The sequence below is a fragment of the Streptantibioticus parmotrematis genome (assembly GCF_019890615.1).
GTDB classification, from domain to species: Bacteria; Actinomycetota; Actinomycetes; order Streptomycetales; family Streptomycetaceae; genus Streptantibioticus_D; species Streptantibioticus_D parmotrematis.
On record NZ_JAINVZ010000030.1, the window covers coordinates 12,375 to 31,306 of the forward strand.

The window sequence follows — 18,932 nt, forward strand, 5'->3', positions numbered from 1 at the left end:
CCGTGTCCGCGACCACACGGCCGGACGCGGACACGCGAGCGCGCGGCCCCCTCGCACCGCGCCCCGGCGACGCCGACGCGCTCCTCGCCAGGCTCGGCCGCCTGCGTGAACGCCTCGCCCTGCTGGTCGAGCACCGCGCCGCCGACGACCCCACCGCGGGCGACCCGCTGCGCGGCCTGTACCTGTCCGACGACACGGCACGCCGCCTGCTGGACGCCCCCGCCGCGCCCGGACCGGCCACGACCGGCCTGCCGGACCTCGGGACGCGGGAAGGCGGTGACGCGCTGGACCGGCTGGCGGAACGCCTCGGCCTGACCGCACTGGACGCGGGCCTGCTGCTGATCGCCCTCGCGCCGGACCTCGACCGCTCCTTCGAGCCGCTGTACGGGTACCTCAACGACGACGTCAGCCGCCGCCGCGCCACCGTCGGCCTCGCCCTCGACCTGTACGGACTCCCCGCCCACCTGCCCGCCGTACGTGGGCGCTTCCATCCGTCGGCGCCGCTGGTCGCGCTCGGACTGATGACGGTGGCGGACCCGGAACGGCCGTTCCTCAGCCGCTCGTTGGAGGTGCCCGACCGGGTGGCCGCCCACCTCCTCGGCGACGACACCCTGGACGCGGCGCTCGCCGGACACGTGAGCCCGCTGGCCGCGCCACCCGAACGCGCCCCTCACGACGCCGAGTTCACCCGCAAGCTCACCGACCGCCTCGCCTCCGGACCGCTCTCCGCCTACCTGCGCGAGCAGCGCGAAGGCGACGCGACGGCTTGCGCGGCGACAGCGCTGCGGGCCTGCGGCCTGCCCGCGCTGCACCTGGTGCCCGAAGCCGCCGCCGCGCCCGGTACGCCGGACGCCGGGGTGCGCGAACCGGTGGCCGCACTGCTGCGTGAGGCGCGGCTGCGCGGCTGTGCGATCGTCGTCTCCCCGCTGCCCGACGACCCGGGCCCGCTGCTGCGCGCCCTCACCACGGACGACGTCACCGTGCTGTTCGCCGGGGCCCGCCCCTACGACCCGCAGTGGTGCGAGCGCGATCCACTCGTGCTGGACGTGCCCCGGCCGGGCGCCACCGGCGCGGTGGACGCCTGGTCGGCCGCGCTCGGGCCGGACGGGGACGATCCCGCGCTGGACCTGGCCGCCACTGTCAGCGCGTACCGTCTCGGCGCTGAGCGGATCGGCCGGGCGGTGCACGCGGCCCGGAAGCTCGCCGCGTTCGACGGCACCGGACTGACCGCCGCCCACCTGCGGCTGGTCGCCCGCCAGCAGTCGGCCTCCGGGCTGGAACGGCACGCGCGGCGCATCCGCCCGGCCGTCGGCTGGGACGACCTCGTCCTGCCCGCCGGACCGCTGGCGCAACTGCGGGAACTCGCGCTGCGCGCCCGCCACCGCGAACGCGTCCTCGGCGACTGGCGGTTGTCCGCGGGCGGCGGCCGGGGCCGGGGCGTGCTCGGGCTGTTCGCGGGCGAGTCGGGCACCGGCAAGACGCTGTCGGCCGAGGTGGTCGCCGCGGAACTCGGACTCGACCTGTACGTCGTGCAGTTGTCGTCCGTCGTGGACAAGTACGTGGGCGAGACGGAGAAGAACCTGGAGCGCCTGTTCACCGAGGCGGACCGCACCGACGCCGTCCTGCTCTTCGACGAGGCCGACGCGGTGTTCGGCAAGCGCTCCGAGGTCAAGGACTCCCACGACCGCTACGCCAACATGGAGAGCGCCTACCTGCTCCAGCGCCTGGAGTCCTTCGACGGCATCGCGCTGCTCACCACCAACCTGCGCGCCAACATCGACGAGGCGTTCACCCGGCGCCTCGACCTCGTGATCGACTTCCCGTTCCCCGACGCGGAACAGCGCCTCGCCCTGTGGCGCACCGGTCTCGCCCACGTCCCGTGCGCCGACGGCATCGACCCGCAACCGGTCGCCCGCGACTTCGAGTTGGCCGGTGGCTCGATCCGCAGCGCCGTGGTCACCGCCGCGTACGCCGCCGCCGGGCGCGGTGAGCCGGTGACCACCGCAGACCTGCTGACCGGCGCCCGGCGCGAGTACCGCAAGGCGGGGCGCCTGGTGCCGGGCGAGGGTGGCTGGTAGCAGCCAGGGTGGGGGACGGCAGGTAGCAGACCGGGTGGGGGCGGCTGGTATCAGCCGCCCCCACCCAGTCGTCGTACGGCGTCAGGAGGAGGCGCCGGGGACCAGGCGCCAGCCCTGGTCGTCGGTGTCGCTGCAGTTGTAGAGGGTCAGCGGCTTGGCGTTGGCCGCGTCGGAACCGTCGGAGGCGTACCCCGACACGTCCAGGCACAGCTCGTTGCTCATGTAGTTGCGGATCCAGTACAGCCCGTTCGGCCGCTTCTCCAGGGACCACAGCTGGTTGTCCTGGATGGTCCGGGTGCACGAGTACTCGCTGATGTGCGTGGTGGCCGGCTCGGGGCCGTTGCCCGGCAGGTCCATGCAGTACCCGTCCTTGTCGTTGCGGATCTGGAACAGGTCGGTGCCGTTCGGCCCCTTGCCGGGGAAGATCACGTCGAGGTCCCACAACTGGTTGTCGGAGTCCGTCGGGTCGCAGGTGTACTGGTTGACCTGACCGCCGATCGACCCGTTCCCGTAGCCGGGGATGTCCGCGCACTTGCCGGTGGCGCCGTTCATCAGCAGGATCCGCTGGTTCTTCGGCTTGGGCTTGCCGCCGCCCCCGCCACCCCCGCCCGGGGCCTGCGAGTTGCCCCCGCCACCGGGCGTCTGCGAGGGGGAGGGGCTCGGCGGCGCGAGGGAGGGCGTCACCGAGGGCCCCGGGAGCGCCGTGGCCGCCGCCTGCGCTACGCGCTCGGTGGCGAGGGTGTGCACCTGCGGCGGGTGCGCGAACCAGAAGGCGGCGAAGGCGATGGCCAGCGCCACCACCATGCCGAGCGCGGTGGCCAGCCAGCGGGGCAGCACGCCGCGCTGGGTGTACATGCCCTCCACCGGGTGCGGCCGGGACCCCGAGCGCTGCACGGCCAGGGTGTAGGGCCGCTGCTGCTTGGCGCCGAACCAGATGATCCGGTGCGGCCGCAGCGTCGTCTTCAGGAACGCCGCGCGCCCCGGGGCGATCTGCACACTGCCGGGGCGGACGTCGTACGCGAGGTGGTCGCCGTTGTCGCTGCCGGTCACGGAGGCCGTCAGCGGGGTGTTGCCCAGGTTGTCGACGGCGAGCTTCGGACGCCCGCGGAAGCGGCCCTTGACGGTCGGCGGGACGAGTTCGGCGCGCAACTCCGTGAACGGCGTGACGGTCAGGTTGCCCTCGGGCACCGTCGTCGCCTCGGGATGCTCGGTCGGCGTGATGCGCACCGCGTACGGATTGGGCCCCGCGGTCGCGTCCGGGGTGCGCGGCGGCGCGAACGTCAGCTCCACCGTGCCGGTCGTGCCGGGGTAGAGCCGGATCGACGGCGGCGTCACGGTGGTCCACGGCGCCACCTCGCCCACCGGCTCGAAGCGGTACTCGTCGACGACGTCACCGGTGTTGCGCAGCCGCAGACGCACGGTCGTGCTGGCACCCGGATCGACGGTCGTGGACGCGGGCTCCAGGGAGGTCCACAGGCTCATACGGCGACGCTATGGGAAGGCCGCGGCCATGTCGCAGGACGTGGGGCAGGGTGCGCTGCCCGAACGTGCCCGGTGCGGTGTCCGCCGGGGCAGACCGCACGACCGCGTCCACGAACCGTGGCGCGCCGGGGCCGGGCGGGGCTCCCGCCGGGCCGCCGACGGCCGCTCGACTCCCGCTCGCGGGGCGGTCGTCCAGCCCGATCGGGCAGCGAATCTGCCCCCGAACGGGGACCTGCGGACGTTTCGTCCCCGCGCTTCGCGCGTGAAGGTGGATGACGTCATATCTCGTACCCCGAGGAGAGCCAGAGCATGCCCTCGTACCTGTCACCCGGCGTCTATGTCGAGGAGGTGGCCAGCGGTTCGCGTCCGATCGAGGGGGTGGGCACCTCGGTGGCGGCCTTCGTCGGTCTCGCGCCGACCGGCCCGCTGAACGAGCCGACGCTGGTCACCAACTGGACCCAGTACGCCGCGGCCTTCGGTGAGTTCGTCGACGGGTACCACCTCGCGCACGCCGTCTACGGCTTCTTCAACAACGGCGGCAGCGCCGCGTACGTCGTGCGCGTCGGCGGGGCCTCCGGCGGCGAGAACGGCGGCGCGCAGGACCCGGCGGCCGTCACCGGCTCCGCCGCGGCGCCCGCCGCCCTGCCCGCCGGTGAGGCCAAGGCGCTGGGCACCTTCTCGGTGACCGCCATCGCCTCCCCGGAGAGCGGCGGCCGCATCACCGTCGAGGTCGCCGACCCCGAGGGCGAGGGCCCGGCGGAGCGCTTCCGGCTGGTCGTCAAGGACGGCGACAAGACCGCCGAGACCTTCGACGTGACCGCCAAGAAGGGCGGACGCAACTACGTCGTCACCCAGGTCAAGGAGCGCTCCAAGCTCATCACCGTCCAGGAGTCGGCGCCGGCCGCGCAGTTGGCGCGCCCCGACAACCAGACCGTGACGCTGGCCGCGCCCACGCCGCCCCCGGCCGTCCCGGCCAAGACCGACACCGGGCACCCCGGCGTCGCCGACTACCTGGGCGACTCGGCGGACCGCACCGGTTTCGGCGGCCTGGAGGCCGTGGACGAGATCTCCATGGTCTGCGTCCCCGACCTGATGTCCGCCTACCAGCGCGGCGCCATCGACCTGGAGTCCGTCAAGGCCGTGCAGCTCGGCCTGATCGCCCACTGCGAGCTGATGGGCGACCGCGTCGCCATCATCGACCCGCCGCCCGGCCTGAACGCCCGCCAGATCCGGGTGTGGCGCCAGGAGACGGCCGGCTACGACTCCAAGTACGCGGCCCTGTACTACCCGTGGATCAAGGTCTTCGACCCCGCCACCGGCCGGACCCGGATGGCGCCGCCGAGCGGTCACATGGCCGGCATCTGGGCCCGCAGCGACTCCGAGCGCGGCGTGCACAAGGCGCCCGCCAACGAGGTCGTGCGCGGCGCGGTCGACCTGGAGATCCAGATCACCCGGGGCGAGCAGGACCTGCTCAACCCCATCGGCGTCAACTGCGTGCGCGCCTTCCCCGGCCGGGGCATCCGGGTGTGGGGTGCCCGCACCCTCTCCTCCGACCCGGCCTGGCGCTACCTCAACGTGCGCCGCTACTTCAACTACCTGGAGGAGTCGATCCTCCTCGGCACCCAGTGGGTGGTGTTCGAGCCCAACGACCAGGCGCTGTGGGCCCGGATCCGGCGCAACGTCTCCGCGTTCCTGGTCAACGAGTGGCGTAACGGCGCCCTGTTCGGCTCGCGGCCGGAGGAGGCCTTCTACGTCAAGTGCGACGAGGAGACCAACACCCCGGAGTCGGTCGACCTGGGACGGGTCATCTGCGAGATCGGCATCGCCCCGGTCAAGCCCGCCGAGTTCGTCATCTTCCGGCTGGCGCAGTTCTCCAGCGGCAGCGGGGAGCTGGAGGAGTAGGGCGGGCCGTCACGGCCGCGTGCGGCCGCACACACCACAGCAGTAGACGGCACCGTTTCAGAAGGACGGACAGCACTTCATGAGTCTCCAGCCGGGTGACGCCCTCACCTCACACAATTTCGGCCTCCAGATCGACGGCGTCATGGTCGAGTACCTTGCCGAGGTCAGCGGCCTCAGCCTGGAACAGGACGTCATCGAGTACCAGCAGGTCTCGGCCCAGGGCAAGCCGGTCACCAAGAAGATGCCGGGCGTGAAGAAGGCCGGCACCTGCACCGTGGTCCGCGGCATGACCCAGTCGGCGGCGTTCAACCAGTGGATCAACGAGTCGGTGGCCGGCCAGATGGCCACCGCCCGCAAGAACGCCACCATCATGGTGATGGACTACCAGAACAACCCGGTCAAGCGGTACAACATGCGCAACGCGTGGTGCAGCAAGATCGACACCAGCACCGTGAAGGCCGGAGAGGCGTCCGCGCTCACCGAGTCGGTGACCATCACCTTCGAAGAACTGGTCATCGAGTAATGCGCCGTACGGCCACCAGGCCTTCCCCGGCCGCCGAACCCGAAGGGGCGGCGGCCGGGGAGCCCGCCGCCCCCGAGGTCCTCGCGCCTGCGCCCGAGGCACCTCAGGCGGCCCCGGCGGCGCCGCAGCCCCAGCAACTGCTGCGCACCGAGTTCGAGTTCGAGCTGCCGCGCGGGTACGTCGACGAGTCCGGCACCGTGCACCGCAACGGCACGATGCGGCTCGCGACCGCCCGCGACGAACTGATCCCGCTCCAGGACATGCGGGTGCGGGACAACCCCGCCTACCTGTCGGTGGTGCTGCTCGGCCGGGTGATCACCCGCCTCGGCACGCTGCCGCTGGTCCACGACGGCATCGTGGAGAACCTCTTCGCCTCCGACCTGGCGTTCCTCCAGGACTTCTACCGGCAGGTCAACGCGGAGGGCCACACCCGCGCCGGAGTGACCTGCCCGCATTGCGAGCAGCCGTTCGAGGTGGAGCTCGGCGGGAGCCGCCTGGGGGAATCGTGACGTACGCGACCGACCGCATCCACGAGGAGATCGCGTACATCGCCTACCACTTCCACTGGAGCCTGGAGGAGATCCTGGACCTCGAACACCGCGACCGCCGCCGGTACACCGAACGGATCGCGGCGCTCGTCACCCGCGCCGCCTCCGGGGAGGGGTGAGGCACCGATGGGAATCCTCGACGGATTGCGGTCGGCGGCCGCCGGGGTGTCAGGGCGGGGGAGGACCCGCCCGGGCCCGCACGACGGAGCCGCCGTGGAAGGGACGTCGAGCGCCTCGGGCGCTCCCGAACCCGGCTCCGCTCCCGGACGCGGCACGGATCGCACGGAGACGGCCACCACCGGCCCGGACACCACCGGGCCGGTCACGCCTGCTCCGGCGCGTACGGCGTCCTGGCCCGCCCTGCCGCCGATCCAGCGGGCCACCGCCGGACCGCGGCAGCAGGTCAGCGACCCGGCGTTCGGCGGGCGGCTGACCACCTGGGACAACCCCTCCTTCAGCGGCTCGCTCTCGCACGCCGTCCTGGACGGCGCGCCGAGCGGCGTGCTGCGGAGCCTCCCGGTCGTGGCGACCGGCCCGGCCCCCGGGCTCGAACTGCCGTCGCTCACCCTGCCGGTGGCCCCGTACGACGAGCCGCCGTCCCCTGCTGGCGACCACGGCGACCCGCTGCCCGTGCAACGCGCGACGGGATCCGCGGCGGTCACGGTCAGCAGGCCGACGGGTCCCCGGGTGGCTCCGGTCGCGCCGGGCCGCGCCCGCCCGGTCCAGCTGACGCGCGCGGCTCCCGCCGCCGGGGCCCGGCGCACGCTGCCGACGGCCGTACCGTCGACGCCGCCCGCCGCGGCGGCGCCCACGGATCCGTCCGGCGGCGACGCCACCCCGTCGACCCCGGGGCCGGGCACCCCCTTCCCGGCCCCGGCATCCGCTCCCGCCCGTCCCGCGGCTGCGGCGTCCGCTCCTGCCCGTCCCGTGGCGGCGGCGAGGCCGCTGACTCCGGCGCGGGCGCTGGCCCCTTCGCGGCCCGCTGCCGCGTCGTCGGCACAAGAGGCCCTGCGCGGGCGGAACACCGCCGGTACGGCGGTCGCGTTGCGCCGCGTCGCCACGAGCGAGGGAACGCGGCAGACGGCCGACCGGCCGTCACCGGGGACACCGCGGAGCGCGCCGCCCGTAACTCGGGGTGCCGCCGGGCCGGTCCAGCGGCTCGCGGGGCCGGGCGCGAGCCCGGGCCCCAGGCCGACGGCTCCGGCGGCGACGGCCCCGGGCCGTGCGGCGCCGGGGCCCACGCATGCGTCAGCGCCGACTCGGCCCTTTGGCAACGCTGTTGGGCCATCTGCGGAGAGGGCGGTGCCTGGAGCGCAGCCCAGGCAGTCGCGTTGGGCGCCGACGCAGGACGTCACGCGGGCGGCCGAGCCGTCCACGGCGGGCGGCGCAGGGCTCGTCGCGATCCAGCGCGTCGCGACGCGGCGGGTGGGCGATGCGACGGCTACGGCTGGTCCGACAGCCACGGCTGGGGCCGGGGCCGATGCGACGGTTACGGCCGGTGCGGTCGGCGTGCCCGGGGCTGGCGCCACTGGGCCTGCGGGTGGCGTCACCGTGGCTCGCTCGGTCGCTCCCGTGGCGCGCTCCGTCGCGACGCCTCCCGCGGCTCCTGGCGTAGCGTCCGGCGTTCCGTCCGGCCCGCAGGAGGGCGCCTCAGGGCGACGGGCGGGACTGGGTGTGCCGGTGGTGCGGCCTGCCGCTCGGCCGGCTGCCGCGGGCCGCCCTGCCGCGGATACGTCACCGGTGGCTGAAGGTGCGTCCGATGGCGGGGGGTCGCTGAAGGGTGAGGCGCCGTCGTCGAGTCTGGCGGGGGTGCGAACAGGCGGTGTGGTGGGTTCCGTACCGCTGCGTCGGGCTGAAGTGGGCTCGGCGCGGGCCCCGTTGGGGGCGGCGTCCGTGCAGCGTGCCCCGGAGCGGACGGTCACGCGTTCACCGGAGGCCGCCATGCCTCGTCCCGCGACGGGGGCGGATACCGAAGCGCCTCGTCCTCGGGCTTCATCGCCTTCCAGGTCCGGTGACGTGCCGGTCCAGCGCGCTCCGTCGACCCGTTCGGCGCGACCTGTCACGCCTGACGCCGTGGGATCGCCCGAACCGGCTCCCGTACAGGTGCCGTTGCTGCCCACGTCGGGAGACGTGTCGGTGCAGCGTGTTCCGTCGGGGGACGGTCCTGCCGTGCCTCCGGTGGCCGACGCGGCGCGTGTACGTTCGTCCGCTGACAGTGCGCCCATCGGCGGTGCGGTGGCTCCCGAACCGCACGCCACACGGGCCCCCTTGACTCCCACATCCGCTGACCTGCCGGTGCAACGCCTCTCGGCTGCCGGTCCCGTCGTGACGCCTCCCGTACGCGACGTGCCGCGTGGCAGCGTGTCGTCGCCCGCGTCGCCCGCGTCGCCCGCGTCGCCCGCGTCGCCCGCGTCGCCCGCGTCGCCCGCGTCGCCCGCGTCGCCTGCCCCGCAGGCACCGCTTCCGCCCCCGCCCGCCGCTGCCCCTACGCGTCCTGCCGTGGGTACCCCGCTGCGTGCCGCGAAGTCGTCGTCCGCGTCGGGGGAGCCCTTCGGCCCGGTGGCCCGCAGGACCGGGGGTGCGACGGTGCAGCGTGCTCCGATCGCGGGCCCGGCGCGTTCCGGCCTGGGCGCGCCCGGCGCGGCGACCGTTGCCGCTCCGGTCCAACCGACGTCAGAACAGGCGCCGTTGACGGTCAGCCGTGCCACGGATACGCCGGGTGCCCGTCTCGGCAGCCCGACAACCTCCGCGCTTCCCTCGCCGGAGGCCGAGGCGCCGACCGGTGTGGGCGCACCCGTGCGTCGCGTCCCGTTGAACGCCCTGGCGGGCCCGTCGACGGGCGCACCGGCGCGTCCGCACGTCCAGCGACTGCGCGCGTCATCGGCCTCCTCGCTCGGTGCCCCCGTACAACGCGCGATCGCCGTCGAGGCGGTGCGGCCGCACCTGGGCACTCCCGAGGTGGGTGACCGTCGACCCTTCCAACAGGCGCCGTCCGCCGTGCCGTTGACGACGGCCGGACCGGTGCAGCGGTCCACGCCCAGCGGCCTGCCGGACGCCGTCTCCACGAGCCGGTCCGTCGGCGCACCGTCGTCCGCCTCACCGCCCGCCGCCACGCCGGTCCAGCGTGCCCCGCTGACGTCCACGCCGTCCGCACCCTCCGCGCCGTCCCGTCCGGCACCGTCGATCCCCTCCACCGCGGCCCCGACACGCCTCGGTGTCCCGGACGTTCACGCGCCCGCGTCCGCCGCCGCCATGCCGGTGCGCCGCGCCAGCGCGGCGGCCCCGCTGCCGACGCCCGCCCCCATGCCCGCGCCCGCGCCGACCGTCCAGCGGCAGTCGGACCCCCAGGGCAACGCGTTCACCAAGGCGACCGTCGCGTTCCCGACCCCCGAACGGCCCATGGCCACCTCCGCCGCCCCCGCGACGCCTCCGCCGCCCTACACGCCCTCCGGCCCGCCCCCGCCGTACACCCCCGTCTCCCGGCCGACGTCCTCGCCCGCGTCCGGCGCGGCGCGCGCGAACGGACCGGCTCCGGCGGGAGAGGAGTTCGACGCCAGGGCGCTCAGCGACGGGCAGATCGACGAGCTGACGCATCGTCTGCTTGGGCCGCTGACACGGCTGTTGCGCACGGAACTGCGCCTGGACCGGGAGAGGATCGGCAGACTGCGCGACCCACGCCGCTGACGGCCGGGCGCCGCGAGCGCCCGGCCATCCGTCAGCACCGCCGACACCGGAGCCGGTGAGAGGCACCGCCGACACCATGACCGGTGACACCGGCACCGACGACAGCAGTACCGACGACCGCAGTTCCGCAGAAAGGCCCCCGATGCCCAGCGATCTCGACCCGGGCTCCACCATCTTCTTCAACCTGACCATCGACGGCGAGAGCCTGGGGAACTTCAACGGGTGCGAGGGGCTGTCCTCCGAGGTGGAGATCGAACACCACCAGGAAGGCGGGAACAACGGCTTCGTGTGGCAACTGCCCTCCCGCGTCACGTTCTCCAGCATCCGCCTGACCCGCCCGCTGACCCCGGACACCAGCAAGGTCGCGGCGTGGATCTCGTCCGTCGCCACCGGGGTGACCCGGCCGACCGCGCAGATCGCGGCGCTGCGCGCGGACGGTTCGCTGGTGGCGCGCTGGGGGCTGATCGACGTGCTGCCGGTGCGCTGGCAGGGACCCACCCTCGACCCGGCCAACCCGGGTGTGGCCACGGAGGTCCTGGAAATCACCCACCACGGGTTCACGGACTAGGGGGAACGCGTTCATGGCAGGCACCGCCGGCAGGGGCGGCGCGGGCAAGAGCCTGGTCCGCGCCACCCTCGCCATCCACGAACCGCCGGTCGGCTACAGCACGACACCCGGCGCGCTCATCAAGACCTTCGACTTCGACTTCAACCCCTCCCAGCTGGCGCTCAGCCGCCGCGCGCAGTGGAAGACCACGCCGACCGCGGCGGTGCGCGACGGCGCGCTGCCGGAGTTCATGGGGCCGGAGCCGCGGGAGATGACGGTCGAGATCTTCCTCGACTCCTCCGACGACCCGGGCGGCACGTCCGTACTGAAGAAGGTCGAGGCGCTTTTCTCCTGCTGCGAGGTGACGGCCCGCAGCATCGCCGCCAAGCAGCCCTCCACCCCGTGGGTGGTCTTCCAGTGGGGTTCGTTCTCCACGGCGCGCTTCACCGCGTACGTCACCTCGGTCGACGTCACCTATTCGCTGTTCGGTACGACGGGTGTGCCGATCCGGGCCACCTGCCAGACCCACCTGTGCGAGATCCCCAGCACCACCAAGGGCCAGAACCCCACCTCCGGCGCGCTCACCGCGCGCCGGGTGCACCGCGTGGTGGCGGGTGACTCGCTCCAGTCGCTGGCCTGGCGCGAGTACGGGGACGCCACGGCGTGGCGTGCGATCGCCGAGGCCAACAGCATCGACAACCCCTCGCAGTTGCCGACCGGCGTCGAACTCGTCCTGCCCGCGGCCGAGGAGGTGCGTTCCTGATGCCACCTGTCGCCTACTCCAGCGTCATCCACGTCACCTTCGGCGGCGCGCCCGTGCCGCCGGAACTCGCCGGGCTGCTCGTCGACGGCTGGGTCGACCTGGGCGCGGGGGTGCCCGGCGCGTTCCGGGTGACCTTCCGCGACCCGCACCACATGGTCCTGGCCAAGCTGGGCGTCAAGATCGGCACGCCCGTCGTGCTGGCCCCCGTCGCCGACGGCAAGGGCGCCTCCTCGCCGCTGCTCACCGGCGAGGTCACGGGCCTGGAGACCGACTACGACGGCACGGGGACGTTCACCGTCGTGCGCGGCTACGACCCGGGCCACCGCATGATGCGCCAGCGCAGGGTCGCCGCGTACCGCAACCGGACCGCCTCGGACATCGCCCGCAAGCTCGCGGCGGCCGACGGCGTGGCGATCGGCTCCATCGAGTCGACCAGCACCGTCTACGACTTCATCAGCCAACCCAACGTCACCGACTGGGACTTCCTCGCCCGCCTGGCCGACGAGAACGAGATGGTGATGTCCCTGGACCCCGAGGGACGCTTCCGCTTCGTCAAGCCGGACCCGGCGTCCGGAGCGCCCCCGACCGGCACCCCCGGCGAGAAGAGCCCGTTCGTCCTCCAGGCGGGCACCGACGTGCTGCGCTGCCGGGCCGCCGTCACCTCCGCCGACCAGGTGGCCAGGACCGAGGCGCGCGGCTGGGACGTGCTGGCCAAGAAGACCCTCACCGCGACCGCGGCCGCCACCGCCAACCCGGGCATCGACATCGGCACCACCCCGCAGCGGGTCACCGCCGCGTTCGGCACGGCCGAACTCGTCGAGACCGACCTGCCGTTGGACCACCCCACCGAGGTCACCCGCGCCGCCGACGCCCTGCGCGACGACGTCACCGGCTCCTTCGCGGAGCTGGAGGTCGTGGTGCGCGGCAACCCCCGCCTGCGGCCCGGCGTCCCCGTCACGCTGACCGACGTGGGCACGCCGTTCGAGGGCAAGTACACGACGACCTCCGTGCGCCACGTCTTCGGCGACAGCAGGCACTACGAGACCTGGGTGACCGTCAGCGGCCGCCAGTGGCGCTCCCTGTACGGCCTGACCTCCGGCGGCGGCACGACCTCCGCCCGGGTGCCGAGCGTGGCCAACGCGCTCGTCACCGACGTGACGGACCCGCTCAAACAGGGCCGGGTCAAGCTCCAGTTCCCGTGGCTGGACGACAGTTACGTCAGCGACTGGACGCGCACCGCGCAGCTCGGCGGCAAGGCGGGCGGCGGGATCTTCCCGTACGACGTGGGCGACGAGGTGCTGGTGGCCTTCGACCGCGGCGCGCTGGACCACCCGTTCGTCATCGGCGGCCTCTACAACGGCAAGGACCACCCGACACAGGTGCCCGACGTGCCGCTGTACGACGGGCTGCGCAACGCCGCCGCCCGCCACACCCTCTCCGACCGGCACGGCAACCGGGTCGACCTGCTCAGCCAGACCACCGGCCGCAAGTCGGGCGTGCGGGTGGCCACCGGCGACGACCGGCTGACCGTCAACCTGGACCGCACAAAAACCGAGATCAGCGTGGACAGCGCGGGCGCCGTCAGCATCAAGGGCGCCACGTCCGTGTCGGTGGAGGCCGGCGCGGACCTGTCCCTCAAGGCGGGCGGCGCACTGTCCCTGGAGAGCGTCGGCCCGCTCAACGTCAAGTCCGCCTCCGTGCTCAACCTCAGCGCCACCGGATCCGTCAGCGTCGAGGCGCTGGGCGCCCTCAGCCTCACCGCCCTGGCCGAGGCGACGCTGACGGCCGGCGCGAGCGTCCAGATCGACGCGGTCGCCGACGTCGGCGTCCGGGCCGTCACCGTCCCCCTGCAAGGAGTGGTCCTCATCAACGACGTCCCGGTGCCGCTGTAATGGCCGAGCAGTTCGTCGGATCGGGCTGGGCGTTCCCGCTGCGCATCGGCCCCACCGGAGGCATCGCCCTGGTCAGCGGGGAACGGGAGATCGAGGAGGCGGTCCGGCTGGTGCTCGCCACCGCGCCGGGGGAGCGCCCCATGCGCCCGGAGTTCGGCTGCGCCATCCACGACCTGGTCTTCGCACCCGTCAACGAGGCCACCGCGGGCCGCATCCAGCACGAGGTGTACGCCAGCCTGGACCGCTGGGAGCCGCGCATCGAGGTGCACGACGTGGAGGTGACCGCGGGCGCGGAACAGGGCGTGCTCCACATCGACGTGCGCTACTCGATCCGCGGCACCAACAACCCGCGCAGCCTGGTCTTCCCCTTCTACGTCATCCCCTCCCACGACGAGCCAGAGCCCGGGTCCGCAGGCGGCGGACCGGCCACCGAAAGCGACCTGTAGATGGCACTGCCCTCCCCCAACCTCGACGACCGGCGCTTCCAGCAGTTCGTGGACGACGCCAAGCGCTACATCCAGCAGCGCGCCCCGGAGTGGACCGACCACAACGTGTCCGACCCCGGTGTCACGCTGGTGGAGACCGTCGCGCACATGGCCGACCAGATCGTCTACCGGCTCAACCGGGTGCCGGAGAAGAACCACTTGGCCTTCCTCGACCTGGTGGGCATCACCCTCTTCCCGCCGTCGGCCGCCCGCACCGACCTGACGTTCTGGCTCGCCGCGCCGCAGGACGACCCCGTGGTGCTGCCGACCGGCACCGAGGTCGCCACCGTGCGCACCGAGAGCGAGGAGGGCGTCGTCTTCGCCACCGAGCGCAAGCTGGCCGTCGTGCCGTGCTCCCTCGGCCACGTCGTCGTGCAGCACACCGGCGAACCCGTCCAGGACCACACCACGGACCTCGACGAGGGCAAGGACCTCCTCTGCTTCAACGAGGCCCCGCGCCCCGGCGACTGCCTGCTGCTGGGCCTGACCGCCGCCGTGCCGCACTGCGCGGTCGCGCTCACCCTCGACAGCCGCGTCGACGGCGTCGGCGTCGACCCCCGGCAGCCGCCGCTGGTGTGGGAGGCGTGGACCGAGGACGGCTGGACCGCGTGCGAGGTGGACCGGGACGGCACCGGTGGCCTCAACCGGCCGGGCGAGGTCGTCCTGCACGTCCCCGGCACCCACGCCGTCTCGCGCGCGGGCGGCCAGGAAGCGGGCTGGCTGCGCTGCCGCGTCACCGAACCGCTGGCCAACCAGCCCTTCTACACCACGTCGCCGACCGTGCGGTCCGCCGCCGCGTTCACCATCGGCGGCACCACCTCCGCCGTGCACGCCGACACCGTGACCGACGAGGCGCTCGGCGAGTCCACCGGCATCCCAGGACAACGGCTGCGGCTCGCCCACGCGCCGGTCGTCGCGGGCGACCCGGCGGTGCTGCTGCAGACGGCCGACCACGACGGCTGGAGCGACTGGAGCGTCGTCCCGCACTTCGCCGCCTCGGGCCCGCAGGACCGGCACATCACCCTGGACGCCGCCACCGGCGAGATCGCCTTCGGCCCCGCCGTACGCGAACCCGACGGCTCCCTGCGGCAGTACGGCGCCGTGCCCCCCAAGGGCGCCGTCATCCGCGCCCGCCGCTACCGCACCGGCGGCGGCAGGGCCGGGAACGTCGCCCGTGGCGCGATCCAGGTGCTGCGCGGCTCCGTGCCGTACGTCGCCTCCGTCGCCAACCGGGAGGCGGCCACCGGCGGGGTCGACGGCGAGACGGTGGAGGAGGCCAAGGTCCGCGCCCCCATCACCCTGCGCGCCCAGGAGCGCGCGGTGACGCTGCGGGACTACGAGGAACTCGCGCGCCGCGCCGCGCCGGAGACCGCGCGCATCACCTGCCTGCCCGGCGAGGAGGGCGAACACGGCTCCTACGCGGTGCGGGTGCTCGTCGTGCCGCAGGCGGTCCCGGACCCCGGCGGGCGGCTGCGCTTCGAGCAACTCGTCCCCGACGACGCCCTGTTGGACCGCATCACCCGCCACCTCGACGAACGCCGCCTGATCGGCACCCGGCTCGCCGTCGGTCCGCCCTTCTACCAGGGCGTCACCGTCGTCGCGACGTTGCACGCCTTCCGCGGCGCCGACACCGACCGGGTGCGCAAGCAGGCCCACGACGCCCTCTACCGGCACCTCGACCCGCTCACCGGCGGAATCGGCGGCACCGGCTGGAAGTTCGGGCGCCCGGTGCAGGCCGGGGAGGTCTTCGCGGTGCTGCAACGCGTACCCGGCGTCGAGCTCGTCGACGAGGTGCTGCTGCACCCGGCCGACCCGCTGACCGGCAAGCGCGGCGAGGCGACGGACCGCATCGACCTGGACGCGCCGTCCCTGGTCTTCTCCTTCGACCACCGGGTCCGCGTGATCGGGGACGGCTCGTGAGGGGCTCCGTCGACGACCTGCCGTCGTCCGCGCCGATCGGCGCGATGCTGCCCGCCGTCTTCGCCGCCGACGACCTCGCGCAGCGCTTCGTCGCCGGGCTCGACGACGTCATCGCGCCGATCCTCGTCGTCCTGGACTGCCTGGACTCCTACTTCACCCCGTCGCTGGCGCCGGTCGACTTCACCCGCTGGCTCGGCGACTGGGTCGGCGCGGAGACCGACGGCACGGAACCCGAGGCCCGGCTGCGCGCGGCGGTGGCCGCCGCCGCGTACCTGCACCGCGTCCGGGGCACCCGGCGCGGCCTGTCCGAGGCGGTACGGCTGGCCTTCGGCGTCGAGCCGGAGATCACCGAGAGCGGTGCCGCCGCCTGGGGGGCCCGGCCGCTCGGGCCGTTCCCCGGCGAGCGGCGGCCCCGGCTGCACGTGGCGCTGACGCTGCCCGACCCGACCCCGGCCGACGAACACCGTCTGGACACGCTGGTCGCGGCCGCCCGCCCGGCCCACATGCCCTACACGGTCCAGGTGACCGCCGAAAGGAAGCCCTAGAGATGACCAGGCAGACCTCCGGCACCCGCCCGGAACGGGAGCGGGCCCGCAACTGCGCCGAGTGCGGCACCCCGGCGGAACCGGGCCAGCCCTTCTGTGACGCCTGCGGAGCCGTGCTCGGCTGGACCGCGCCCCCACGCGCTCCGGAGCAGCCGCGGGAGGAGGGCGGCCCTGCCGCGCGGGACCCGCACGACGGCGTCGCCGTTCCGCCGCAGGGCGGTCCCGTCGACCCGGACGACGAGCCGACCGAGCCGCTTCCCCCGGCCGTCCCGGCGCCGGACCCGGCGATCCACCCGTCGGCCGCGGCCTATCCGCCGGCCGGCGCCGCTACGGACGTCCCCCCGGCGCACGTGGTGCCCGCGGGGGCCCACCCGGCCGACGCCGCCGCGGTGGACGTCGCCGCGGCCAACGCACCGGCCGCGGCCGCCGCCATGGACGCCGCGGCCACGGACGCCGCCGCCCTCGAAGCCGCCGAGCGGGCCCGGCAGTTGCTGATCCCGGTCGCCGACACCGAGCAGGCCCCGCCGGTGCCGTCCGTCGCCCCCGTGCTGCCCGGCCGCCCGCTCACCGACCGGCCGCAAGTGCGCGCCCCCGGACCGGAGCACGGGGCCGAGGGCGGCATCCCGTGCCCGTGGTGCCACACCCCCAACCGGCCGGACCGGCACTTCTGCGGGCGCTGCGCGATGCCGATGGCGGGCAGCCCGGCCGCGCCGGAGCTGCGGCTGTCGTGGTGGCGGCGTCTGCTGGACCGCCGCAACCGGCCCGCGCCGTGGGCGGGTCAACGCCCGCGCCTGAACCGGGGGTTCGGCCGCCTCCTCAACTGGGTGGTCGGCGCGGTCGTGCTCGCCCTCCTGATCACCGCCGGGCTCAACACCGGCACGGCCGTCCAGGCGGTGCGCGACCACTTCGCCAAGCGCGCCCCCGTGCGCCCCGACCAGTTCGGCGCCTCCCGCTCGTACGCCGGTCACGGGCCGCAACTCGCGTTCGACGAGACCAGCAACACCTGGTGGGCGCCGGGCGTCTCGCAGTCGGGGACGGGGGAGTGGCTGGAGGCGCGCTTCGACCAGCCGACCCGCCTGCTGGACCTGATCATCACGCCCGGCGAGTCGACGCAGGCGGCCCAGCTCTCGCAGTCCGCGCTCCCGCACCGCATCGACGCGGTGATCACGACGGCGGACGGCAAGACCACCACCCGGCCCATCGTCCTCGACGAGGGCGCGGGACCGCAGCAGCGCGCCTTCCACGCCGACAACGTGACCGCCGTGCGGTTCGTCCTGCAGTCGGCCTACGGGGCGGCCCCCGACAAGCAGGTGGCCATCGCCGAGGTCGAGTTCTTCGGCCCGTCCAACGGCAACGGGGCCTGACCGGCGCCCTGGGCGGAGAAGCGGGAGCGGGGGCGCCGGGTCAGGCGTTCCCCGCTGCCGCCGCCCGGCGCTGCCGCTTGCCCAGCGGAGCCCGGGACAGGTCCTCGGCCTGGGACCTGAGGTTCCGGTAACCGTAACCGCGCTCCTCCAGCCATGCCTTCGCCGCCTGCTCGGCGCGTTCGGTGGCGAGCAGGATGTCCGCCTCCTCCTCGCCCGTGTCCGAGAAACGGAAGGTGAAGGCGGGGCGCGCTGCCAGGTCGTAGCTGAGGTGCCCCTCGGGGGTGAAGGCCGCGCGCAGGACGTCGTGCTGCGCCGCCCGCGCCAGTAGTTCGGCCCGCTGGTCGGCGCCGAGTCCGTCGAAGACGCCGCGCACGGTGACGCGGAAGGTGCGAGTGCTCATCCCGCGACCCTAGTCAGCGGACCCGGCGGGCTCCACCGGGTTTCCGACGCGCGCGAAGCGGCTGGAAATCGACGTCCGGCCCGGCACCTGAACCGGTTCTTAACTTTTCGTCAGCCACACTGCTGCGCGACCGGCCACGCCCCGGCGGACCGGTCGCGCATGTGCCATGTGGCCCATCCGCGCGCGGAGCTGAACCCGGCAGCAGCGCCCGCGACCCGGCCGGCCGCCGTACCACCCCGTTCGCGCGCGCCGTTCACGAGACCCGCGCGTGTCACGGGCAGCCAGGCAACATCACATCCAACCCCACACTCCTGGAGTGATCGTGCGCACGCTGCTTCCCGATCGCTGGAACCGCCTGCTGCTCTGCCTGTTCAGAGTGGTGACCGGTCTGCTCTTCGCCTGCCACGGCGCCGCCACCCTGTTCGGCGTCCTCGGCGGCCCCGAGGGCGGGCACGCCCCCACCTTCGGCCAGTGGCCCGGCTGGTGGGCCGCGGCCATCGAACTCGTCGGCGGTCTCCTCGTCCTGCTGGGCCTGGGCACCCGGGGTGCCGCGCTGCTGTGCTCGGGCTCGATGGCCTACGCCTACTTCTCCGTGCACCAGCAGCACGCGCTGCTGCCCATCCAGAACGGCGGCGAACCGGCGGTGCTGTTCTGCTGGTCGTTCCTGACCATAGCCGTCGTCGGCCCCGGCGCCCTCGCCCTGGACGCGGTCCTGCCCGCGCTCGGCAGGCGGGACACGGCGACGGGCCGCCGCCCGGCGCCCGCGGGGGACTGAACGCCCGGACGGCCGCCCCGAACG

General features: G+C 74.2%; 16 protein-coding genes. 14 read left to right on the top strand and 2 right to left on the bottom strand.

The annotated features are described in order from the left end of the window. Positions 1-2: 2 nt before the first annotated feature. On the top strand, positions 3-2,078 hold the full coding sequence (locus K7472_RS28990) for an ATP-binding protein (protein ID WP_222981650.1): 2,076 nt from the start codon (positions 3-5) through the stop codon (positions 2,076-2,078). A gap of 81 nt (positions 2,079-2,159) precedes the next feature. Here the strand turns inward: K7472_RS28990 and K7472_RS28995 are convergent, their stop codons facing one another. Further along, positions 2,160-3,560 (bottom strand): RICIN domain-containing protein, encoded by a 1,401-nt coding sequence (locus K7472_RS28995; RefSeq protein ID WP_222981651.1) that lies wholly within the window; start codon positions 3,558-3,560, stop codon positions 2,160-2,162. A gap of 309 nt (positions 3,561-3,869) precedes the next feature. Here K7472_RS28995 and K7472_RS29000 point away from each other — a divergent pair, with 309 nt between their 5' ends. The 12 genes from K7472_RS29000 (at position 3,870) to K7472_RS29055 (ending at position 17,733) form a co-directional block, all read left to right on the top strand. After that, positions 3,870-5,462 (top strand): phage tail sheath family protein, encoded by a 1,593-nt coding sequence (locus K7472_RS29000; protein WP_222981652.1) that lies wholly within the window; start codon positions 3,870-3,872, stop codon positions 5,460-5,462. Positions 5,463-5,541: 79 nt separating this feature from the next. Then, positions 5,542-5,985 carry a phage tail protein gene (locus tag K7472_RS29005; RefSeq protein ID WP_222981653.1) on the top strand — a complete coding sequence of 148 codons (444 nt, stop codon included), beginning with the start codon at positions 5,542-5,544 and terminating at the stop codon, positions 5,983-5,985. Next, positions 5,985-6,494, top strand: coding sequence for a hypothetical protein (locus K7472_RS29010; protein WP_222981654.1), 510 nt, complete (start codon positions 5,985-5,987; stop codon positions 6,492-6,494). The genes K7472_RS29005 and K7472_RS29010 overlap by 1 nt, the downstream gene beginning before the upstream one ends. Then, positions 6,491-6,652 carry a DUF6760 family protein gene (locus K7472_RS29015; protein ID WP_222981655.1) on the top strand — a complete coding sequence of 54 codons (162 nt, stop codon included), beginning with the start codon at positions 6,491-6,493 and terminating at the stop codon, positions 6,650-6,652. The genes K7472_RS29010 and K7472_RS29015 overlap by 4 nt, the downstream gene beginning before the upstream one ends. Before the next feature lie 2,878 nt (positions 6,653-9,530). Then, complete coding sequence (locus K7472_RS29020) at positions 9,531-10,217, top strand: extensin (protein ID WP_308014136.1); 687 nt, start codon at positions 9,531-9,533, stop codon at positions 10,215-10,217. 142 nt (positions 10,218-10,359) lie between these two features. Beyond that, positions 10,360-10,785 carry a phage tail protein gene (locus tag K7472_RS29025; protein WP_109454217.1) on the top strand — a complete coding sequence of 142 codons (426 nt, stop codon included), beginning with the start codon at positions 10,360-10,362 and terminating at the stop codon, positions 10,783-10,785. A gap of 13 nt (positions 10,786-10,798) precedes the next feature. Further along, complete coding sequence (locus K7472_RS29030) at positions 10,799-11,527, top strand: CIS tube protein (RefSeq protein WP_222981656.1); 729 nt, start codon at positions 10,799-10,801, stop codon at positions 11,525-11,527. Further along, on the top strand, positions 11,527-13,419 hold the full coding sequence (locus K7472_RS29035; protein WP_222981658.1) for a VgrG-related protein: 1,893 nt from the start codon (positions 11,527-11,529) through the stop codon (positions 13,417-13,419). The genes K7472_RS29030 and K7472_RS29035 overlap by 1 nt, the downstream gene beginning before the upstream one ends. Further along, the gene (locus K7472_RS29040) at positions 13,419-13,865 is read left to right on the top strand and encodes a GPW/gp25 family protein (RefSeq protein WP_109454220.1); all 447 of its coding nucleotides are present in this window, start codon (positions 13,419-13,421) and stop codon (positions 13,863-13,865) included. Before K7472_RS29035 ends, K7472_RS29040 begins: the two co-directional genes overlap by 1 nt. After that, the gene (locus K7472_RS29045) at positions 13,866-15,824 is read left to right on the top strand and encodes a putative baseplate assembly protein (RefSeq protein WP_222981660.1); all 1,959 of its coding nucleotides are present in this window, start codon (positions 13,866-13,868) and stop codon (positions 15,822-15,824) included. After that, entirely contained in the window at positions 15,821-16,369 is a 549-nt protein-coding gene (locus K7472_RS29050) for a phage tail protein (protein ID WP_222981662.1), read from the top strand. The genes K7472_RS29045 and K7472_RS29050 overlap by 4 nt, the downstream gene beginning before the upstream one ends. A 2-nt stretch (positions 16,370-16,371) precedes the next feature. After that, positions 16,372-17,733, top strand: coding sequence for a zinc ribbon domain-containing protein (locus K7472_RS29055; protein WP_222981664.1), 1,362 nt, complete (start codon positions 16,372-16,374; stop codon positions 17,731-17,733). A 40-nt stretch (positions 17,734-17,773) separates the two neighbouring features. On the opposite strand, the gene K7472_RS29060 is transcribed toward K7472_RS29055, so the two are convergent. Next, a complete protein-coding gene (locus K7472_RS29060) occupies positions 17,774-18,133 on the bottom strand; it encodes a DUF6204 family protein (protein WP_222981667.1) in 360 nt (119 codons plus the stop codon). A gap of 316 nt (positions 18,134-18,449) precedes the next feature. Between K7472_RS29060 and K7472_RS29065 the strand changes: the two genes are divergently transcribed. After that, a complete protein-coding gene (locus K7472_RS29065; RefSeq protein ID WP_372458116.1) occupies positions 18,450-18,908 on the top strand; it encodes a DoxX family protein in 459 nt (152 codons plus the stop codon). Positions 18,909-18,932: the final 24 nt, after the last annotated feature.

Bases quoted from the DNA above. Each gene is read 5' to 3' on its own strand.
- K7472_RS29010 (WP_222981654.1), top strand. From the start codon at position 5,985: ATGCGCCGTACGGCCACCAGGCCTTCCCCGGCCGCCGAACCCGAAGGG.
- K7472_RS29045 (WP_222981660.1), top strand. From the start codon at position 13,866: ATGGCACTGCCCTCCCCCAACCTCGACGACCGGCGCTTCCAGCAGTTC.
- K7472_RS29035 (WP_222981658.1), top strand. From the start codon at position 11,527: ATGCCACCTGTCGCCTACTCCAGCGTCATCCACGTCACCTTCGGCGGC.
- K7472_RS29000 (WP_222981652.1), top strand. From the start codon at position 3,870: ATGCCCTCGTACCTGTCACCCGGCGTCTATGTCGAGGAGGTGGCCAGC.
- K7472_RS29040 (WP_109454220.1), top strand. From the start codon at position 13,419: ATGGCCGAGCAGTTCGTCGGATCGGGCTGGGCGTTCCCGCTGCGCATC.
- K7472_RS29025 (WP_109454217.1), top strand. From the start codon at position 10,360: ATGCCCAGCGATCTCGACCCGGGCTCCACCATCTTCTTCAACCTGACC.
- K7472_RS29005 (WP_222981653.1), top strand. From the start codon at position 5,542: ATGAGTCTCCAGCCGGGTGACGCCCTCACCTCACACAATTTCGGCCTC.
- K7472_RS29060 (WP_222981667.1), bottom strand. From the start codon at position 18,133: ATGAGCACTCGCACCTTCCGCGTCACCGTGCGCGGCGTCTTCGACGGA.
- K7472_RS28995 (WP_222981651.1), bottom strand. From the start codon at position 3,560: ATGAGCCTGTGGACCTCCCTGGAGCCCGCGTCCACGACCGTCGATCCG.
- K7472_RS29055 (WP_222981664.1), top strand. From the start codon at position 16,372: ATGACCAGGCAGACCTCCGGCACCCGCCCGGAACGGGAGCGGGCCCGC.
- K7472_RS29030 (WP_222981656.1), top strand. From the start codon at position 10,799: ATGGCAGGCACCGCCGGCAGGGGCGGCGCGGGCAAGAGCCTGGTCCGC.